We start from the raw sequence: 6151 nt of genomic DNA on the forward strand, positions 1-6151 counted from the left end.
CGTCGCCCGCCGCTACTTCGCAACGGGTGATGTGCCGCCTCGCCCTGCCCGCAACGGTGACGACGGCCGCGAAGCGACCGCCCGCGACGCCCTGCACCACCGGGGTGCACGCACGACCGAGGAGGCAGCCATGACCGAGACAGAAATCGCCGACCACGGGCTGATCGGCGATATGCAGACGGCGGCGCTGATCAGCACGGATGGGTCGATCGACTGGTTCTGCTGCCCGCGCTTCGACTCGCCGAGCGTGTTCGGGGCGCTGCTCGACGACGAGCGCGGCGGGCACTTCCGCGTCCGCCCCGCGCGCGGTGAGTACGAGACCAAACAGATGTACTTCCCCGACACGGCCGTGCTCATCACCCGGTACATCACCGAGGCCGGGTTGGGGGAGGTGGTCGACTTCATGCCGCCCTCGACGGGGGAGGCCACGGCCAACCACCGCCTCGTCCGGATGCTGCGCTGTGTCCGCGGCGAGATGAGCTTCGAGGTCAACATCGCGCCGCGGTTCGACTACGGCCGCAAGACCCACCGGACGGACCTCACCGAGCATGGAGCTGTCTTCACCACCGACGCGCTGACGCTGACCCTGCACCCCGTGCGGGAGCCCGACGACGCCCGGCTGGCGCACGTCCGAATCGACGAGGGCGACCTGCGGGTGTCGATCGAGCTGACCGCCGGGGACGTGCGGGGGCTGGTGCTGGAGGCGGCCGCCGACGGGCCACCGCGGGAGATCCGGGTGGCGGAGTTCCAGCGGCTGTTCGACGACACCGTCGCGTTCTGGCACTCCTGGCTCTCCCGGTCGACCTACATGGGGCGCTGGCGCGAGACGATCGAGCGCTCGGCGATCACGCTCAAACTGATGACCTACGCGCCCACTGGGGGCTTGGTGGCCGCCCCGACGACGGGCCTGCCCGAGCAGGTCGGTGGCGAGCGCAACTGGGACTACCGCTACACCTGGGTGCGCGACGCCTCGTTCTCCATCTACTCGCTGCTGCGGCTCGGCTTCACCGAGGAGTCTGCACAGTTCAGCCGCTGGTTGCTGGACCGGGTGACCGAACGGGCCGGGGGCGAGGGCGGCCCGCTCAACATCATGTACCGGGTCGATGGCTCCTCGGACCTCAAGGAGGAGTCGTTGGAGCATTGGTCGGGCTATCGCGGCTCGCGTCCGGTCCGGATCGGCAACGGCGCCTCCGACCAACTCCAGCTCGACATCTACGGCGAGGCGCTGGACAGCATCTTCTTCGCCGACCAGCACGAGTTGCAGGCCGGGCACCGCGGCTGGATCGCGATCCGCGAGCTCCTGGGCTGGCTGGCCGGGCACTGGGACCAGCCCGAGGAGGGCATCTGGGAGACCCGCGGAGGGCGCAAGGACTTCACCTACGGCCGGCTGATGTGCTGGGTGGCCTTCGACCGCGGCATCCGGATGGCGGCCTCGCACGGCCGGCCCGCGGCCGTCGACCGCTGGACCGAGGCCCGTAACGCGATCTACGACCAGATCATGAACAAGGGCTGGAACCCGAACCGAGGCGCGTTCGTCCAGCACTACGGCAGCGAGGTGCTGGACTCGTCGCTGCTCCGCATGTCCACCGTAGGTTTCATTGCCCCGCAGGACCCGATGTGGGCGTCCACCCTGGACGCTATGGACAACGAGCTGGTCACCGACAGCCTTGTCTACCGCTACGACCCCGGCGCGTCGCCCGACGGCCTGGAGGGTGACGAGGGCACCTTCTCCCTCTGCTCGTTCATGTACGTCGATGCGCTCGCCCGGGCCGGGCGGCTCGAGGACGCACGGCTGGCGTTCGAGAAGATGCTGACCTACGCCAACCACGTCGGGCTGTTCTCCGAGGAGATCGCGCTGACCGGTGAGCAGATCGGGAACTTCCCGCAGGCGTTCACCCACCTCGCGCTCATCGACGCGGCAATCACCCTCGACGAGGCGCTCGACGCGGCTATCCGGCCATGAACCGACCGTGAAGAGGGGCCGTGACGTGTCCACGGTCGACCTCGCGCGCCTGCGGTTCGCCAGCACGCCGACCTACAACTTCCTGTTGGTGCCGCTCACGATCTGCTGCTCTGCCTGCTGCATGACAGACGCTCCTCGCCCTCGGGAGGGTCGGGAGTGTGCGCGGAGGGAGTACTGGAGATCCTGGACTACAACGGTGAGATCGCCGCCAAGGGTTCCTGGCGCCGATCCAGGCCGGGAGGCGCTGGCCAGTCGAGCACACCCACTCCTGGATGAACGGCTACGGCAAGCTCTGTCGCACCACCGACAAACGCAAGATCGTCGTCGAGTTCTACCTCTACCTGGCCGCCACCCTGACCGTGCTCCGCCGCTTGATCAACCGAGCTCGCACCCACTACCGCTGACCAACCCGACCCATCGCCCAACGGCTGCCCTGACGATCAAATTGCCGGTCGCTCCATGTAGCCCCACGGAGCTGGTGGCCCTCGATGAAGACCACTTTCAGTGCTCACCCGTCCCGGGTGATGACGAAGGGGCGCAGCGCCGACATAGTCCGACCGGCAGGACAACTCGATCGACCGGAAGGACGACACCCGCGTCCTCGGACCCTCCCGAGGTCCGGGGAGGCGGATGCCACCGCCCTGCGGTCCCGGAGCGGGCAGCCCCGCCCGCCACGAGAGGCCCTTCGAGTTACGGGGCGGCCCTAGGTGAAGGGAATACTCATGCGAATTGCCGTTGATCTGAATCGATGCCAGGGATATGCGCAATGCGTTCCGCTAGCGCCGGAGGTTCTCCAGTTGCACGGTGAGGAGGCGCTGATGTACGACCCTAACCCGGACGACTCGCTGCGCCAGCAGGTTCTGCGGGCCGTGGCGTCCTGCCCGGTGCAGGCCATCATTGTGGACCGGCTGGACGAGATCGGGGTATAGGCGTGACGACTTCTGCGGCCATCGCGGAGCTGGCGACGGAGCTGGTGGCGGAGTTCAAGACCAACGGCCGGATCGTCATCGTCGGCGCCTCCCTGGCGGGGCTACGCGCCGCTGAAACGCTGCGTGATGAGGGCTTCAACGGGAAATTGACCATTATCGGGGACGAGAAGCACGAGCCGTACGACCGTCCTCCACTGTCCAAGCAGGTGCTGAAGGGATTGGCACGGGCCGACCACACTTTGCTTCCGCGCCTGCGAAAGGTCGATGCGGACTGGCGGCTCGGCGTGGCCGCCACCGGCCTCGACCGCAGCACCAAGCAGGTGCGCCTGGCCAACGGCGACCAGGTTCCGTACGACCGACTGCTGATCGCGACCGGTACCCGCTCGCGGCCATGGTTCAACCCGAAAGAGGGTGCGCTGGAGGGGGTGTTCACGCTGCGCACCTCCGATGACGCGGGTCGGCTGCGGGCGGCATTGGCGGCCGATCCAGGGCGAGTCCTGATCGTCGGCGCCGGCTTCATCGGCTCGGAAATGGCCTCGGTCTGTCGCGAACTCGGTCTCCCCGTGACCGTCGCCGAGCGCGCCGAGAGCCCGCTTGTCGGCGCTCTCGGAGGTGTGATCGGCGACATCGCCGCCGAGATGCAGCGAGAGCACGGAGTCGATCTCCGCACCGGCGTCTCGGTCGAGGCGCTGGAGGCAGACGCGCAGGGACACGTGCGCCGTGCCCGGCTGTCTGACGGGACCACGCTCGACGTCGACGTGGTCGTGGCGTCGCTGGGTTCGATCCGCAACACCGAATGGCTGGAGGGCGCCGGGCTGGCCGCCGGCTTCTGGGGCGTCGGCTGCGACGCAGGCTGCCGTGCCTTCGACGTCAACGGGGTGGTGACCGACAGCATTTACGTGGCCGGCGACATCGCGCGCGCCCCGCATGTGTTGTACAACTACCAGTTTCTGGCACTGGAGCATTGGGACAATGCCGAATTCGGGGGCCGGGTCGCGGCGCACAACTTGGTGAGCCTTGAGCCCGACCGCCGCCCGCCTCTGCCGCTGCCCTCCTTCTGGTCGGGCCAGTTCGGTGTCAACATCAAGGGTGTCGGCGTGGGCCCCTTCGGCGACGAGATCGTCATCACCCAAGGATCGGTGAAGGATCGCCGTTTCGCCGCCGCCTATGGTCACCAGGGCCGCATCGTCGCCGCGGTCACCTTCGATCACGGCAAGTGGCTGGAGTACTACGGGGCACTGATCGAGCGATCGGCTCCATTCCCGCCCCCGCCGCCGGGCTATGACCAGGCCGATGGCATGACGCCAATCCCGGCCCGATTCCCGGATCCCAGGGTCCTGACGGGGGCTCCGGATGTCGTCTTGACCGGCCACGACCCGACCGACCGCGGGGCCGCGTTCAGGCCGAGAAGGCGCTGACGGTGGGCGAGGCCAAGCGCGAGATCGCGCAGCCAAGGGAACAAAAGATGACAGGGGTGACATCAATCATGAGGCCAGAGATCGCCTGGGCGGAGGCCATGAAATTAGAGAACCGCCCCGACCCGTACCGGTTCTTCGACGAGCTGCGGAAAACGCCGGTGGCGCGGGTGGCGGACGGCATTTACGTCGTCACCGGCTACCGGGAACTCCTGACGTTGGCCCACGATCCCCGGGTGAGCTCCGACATGAGCCGCAGTCCGGTGTCGGCCAAGCTGGCAGCCGGGGCGGAGCCCCCACCCGAGGCCGAGCATATGAAGGCGTACGGCCGGCAGCCGAGTATGATCGTGTCCGACCCGCCGGACCACGATCGAGCGCGCCGCCAGGCAATGCGGCACTTCGGCCCTCCGCACACGCCGTACCTTATCTCGAGTATGGGTCCCGATATCGAGCGGCTCTGCAACGAACTGCTCGGCAAGGTCGCCGGCAAGACCCGGATGGATATCGTCGACGAGTACGGCTACCTGGTGCCGGTGACGGTGATCTGCAAGGTGCTGGGTGTTCCGTTGGAAGACGAAAAAGCCTTCCACGGCTGGATCTTCGACTTCATGGCGGGCATCGACCTGGGCCCAGAGGCGGCCACCGAAGAGGGGAGGATCCGCGCCGAGAAAGGAAAAGAAAGCACCGCAGCGCTCAAAGAGTACATGCAGGGGCTGGTCGAGGGTTACGTCGACAAGCCCGGCGACGGCCTGCTCTCGAAGCTGGTGAACGACGGTGGCCCGGACGGACCCATGGAGCCCAACGAAGCAGTGTCCAACGCGATGCTGCTGCTCGTTGCCGGTCACGACTCCACGGTCAACACCATCTCCCACTGCGTGCTGACCCTGCTGCGGAACCCCGGGTCCATTGAGCTGCTGCGCCGCCGGCCCGGGCTGATCCCCCGCGCCATCGAGGAGGTCCTGCGCCTCCAGTCGGCTGTCCAGTTCTTCCCCAGCCGCTCGGCTACCGCCGACATCGAGGTCGGCGGCACGCTCATCCCGGAGGGTTCGGCGATCTTCTTCATGTACGGCGCCGCGAACCGCGACCCGAGCCGGTTCGCCGACCCGGCCAAGTTCGACGCCGAACGCCGCGACAACGAACACTTCGGCTGGGGCAGCGGCATCCACACCTGCTTCGGCGGTCCGCTCGCGCGCCTGGAGGTGAACCTCGCCCTGGAGGTCTTCCTGCGTCGCGTGGAGAACCCACGGCTCGTCGTCGATCCACCGCCGTACCGGCATAGCCAGGTCTTCCGTGGCCCACAACACCTATTGATCGACTACGACCGCATTAGAGACTAGTGGCTTGTCACGCAGCCTTGGCCGGGTGATCGGTCCAGGTTCGGATCGGTGAGTCGGTGGCGAAGTTGACCTTCGGCGAGGCCCGGGTGTTGTGCCGGCGGAGGTAGCCGGCGATGGCGGCGTTCTGCTCGGCGTGGCTGCGGTGGTCAGTGCCGTTGAGCGCGAAGTAGCGCAGCGCCGCGAACTCGGCCTCGATCCAGTTCAACCAGGAGCCGTAGGTCGGCACGAACACCAACTCGACGTCGTGATCGGCGCACCAGGCGCGGATGGTGGTGTGGCGGTGCGGGGAGAAGTTGTCGCACACCACGTACAGCTTCTGGTCGGGCCAGCGGGCCCGTAGGGTCTTGAGCAGGTCGAGGAACTCGGCCGCGCGTTTGCGCGGGCGGATCCGGTGGAACAGCTTGCCGGGGGCCAGGTCCAGCGCGGCGAGCATGTGCATCACACCGTCGTAGCGGTGATAGGTCGCCCGCAGCCGGCGCGGCGTGGCCTGGAACTGCCAGCTCTTGC

The 6151-nt window shown here is 67.6% G+C and carries 5 protein-coding genes and 1 pseudogene; 5 read left to right on the forward strand and 1 reads right to left on the reverse strand.

All coding sequences use genetic code 11. The features are described 5' to 3' along the window. The first annotated feature begins 130 nt into the window (after nt 1-130). The 5 genes and pseudogenes from JWR81_RS30285 (at nt 131) to JWR81_RS30305 (ending at nt 5644) form a co-directional block, all read left to right on the forward strand. Nucleotides 131-1963, forward strand: coding sequence for a glycoside hydrolase family 15 protein (locus tag JWR81_RS30285; protein WP_297660701.1), 1833 nt, complete (start codon nt 131-133; stop codon nt 1961-1963). A gap of 171 nt (nt 1964-2134) precedes the next feature. Next, nucleotides 2135-2367 (forward strand): annotated as a pseudogene (locus tag JWR81_RS30290) (IS5/IS1182 family transposase); the annotation flags it as partial. A gap of 318 nt (nt 2368-2685) precedes the next feature. Next, nucleotides 2686-2892, forward strand: a complete 207-nt coding sequence (locus tag JWR81_RS30295; RefSeq protein ID WP_297660705.1) for a ferredoxin — start codon at nt 2686-2688, stop codon at nt 2890-2892. Nucleotides 2893-2894: 2 nt separating this feature from the next. Further along, nucleotides 2895-4310, forward strand: coding sequence for an FAD-dependent oxidoreductase (locus JWR81_RS30300; protein WP_297660708.1), 1416 nt, complete (start codon nt 2895-2897; stop codon nt 4308-4310). Between the two features lie 2 nt (nt 4311-4312). Continuing rightward, the gene (locus JWR81_RS30305) at nt 4313-5644 is read left to right on the forward strand and encodes a cytochrome P450 (protein ID WP_297660711.1); all 1332 of its coding nucleotides are present in this window, start codon (nt 4313-4315) and stop codon (nt 5642-5644) included. A 7-nt stretch (nt 5645-5651) separates the two neighbouring features. Here the strand turns inward: JWR81_RS30305 and JWR81_RS30310 are convergent. Next, the coding region (locus tag JWR81_RS30310; RefSeq protein ID WP_297660714.1) for a transposase at nt 5652-6151 on the reverse strand (500 nt) is incomplete at its 5' end.

Origin of the sequence: Pseudonocardia sp. (assembly GCF_025965585.1) — a bacterium.
GTDB lineage: Bacteria > Actinomycetota > Actinomycetes > Mycobacteriales > Pseudonocardiaceae > Pseudonocardia.

Coding starts and splice junctions, on each gene's coding strand:
- JWR81_RS30285 (WP_297660701.1), top strand. CDS start 131: ATGACCGAGACAGAAATCGCCGACCACGGGCTGATCGGCGATATGCAG.
- JWR81_RS30295 (WP_297660705.1), top strand. CDS start 2,686: ATGCGAATTGCCGTTGATCTGAATCGATGCCAGGGATATGCGCAATGC.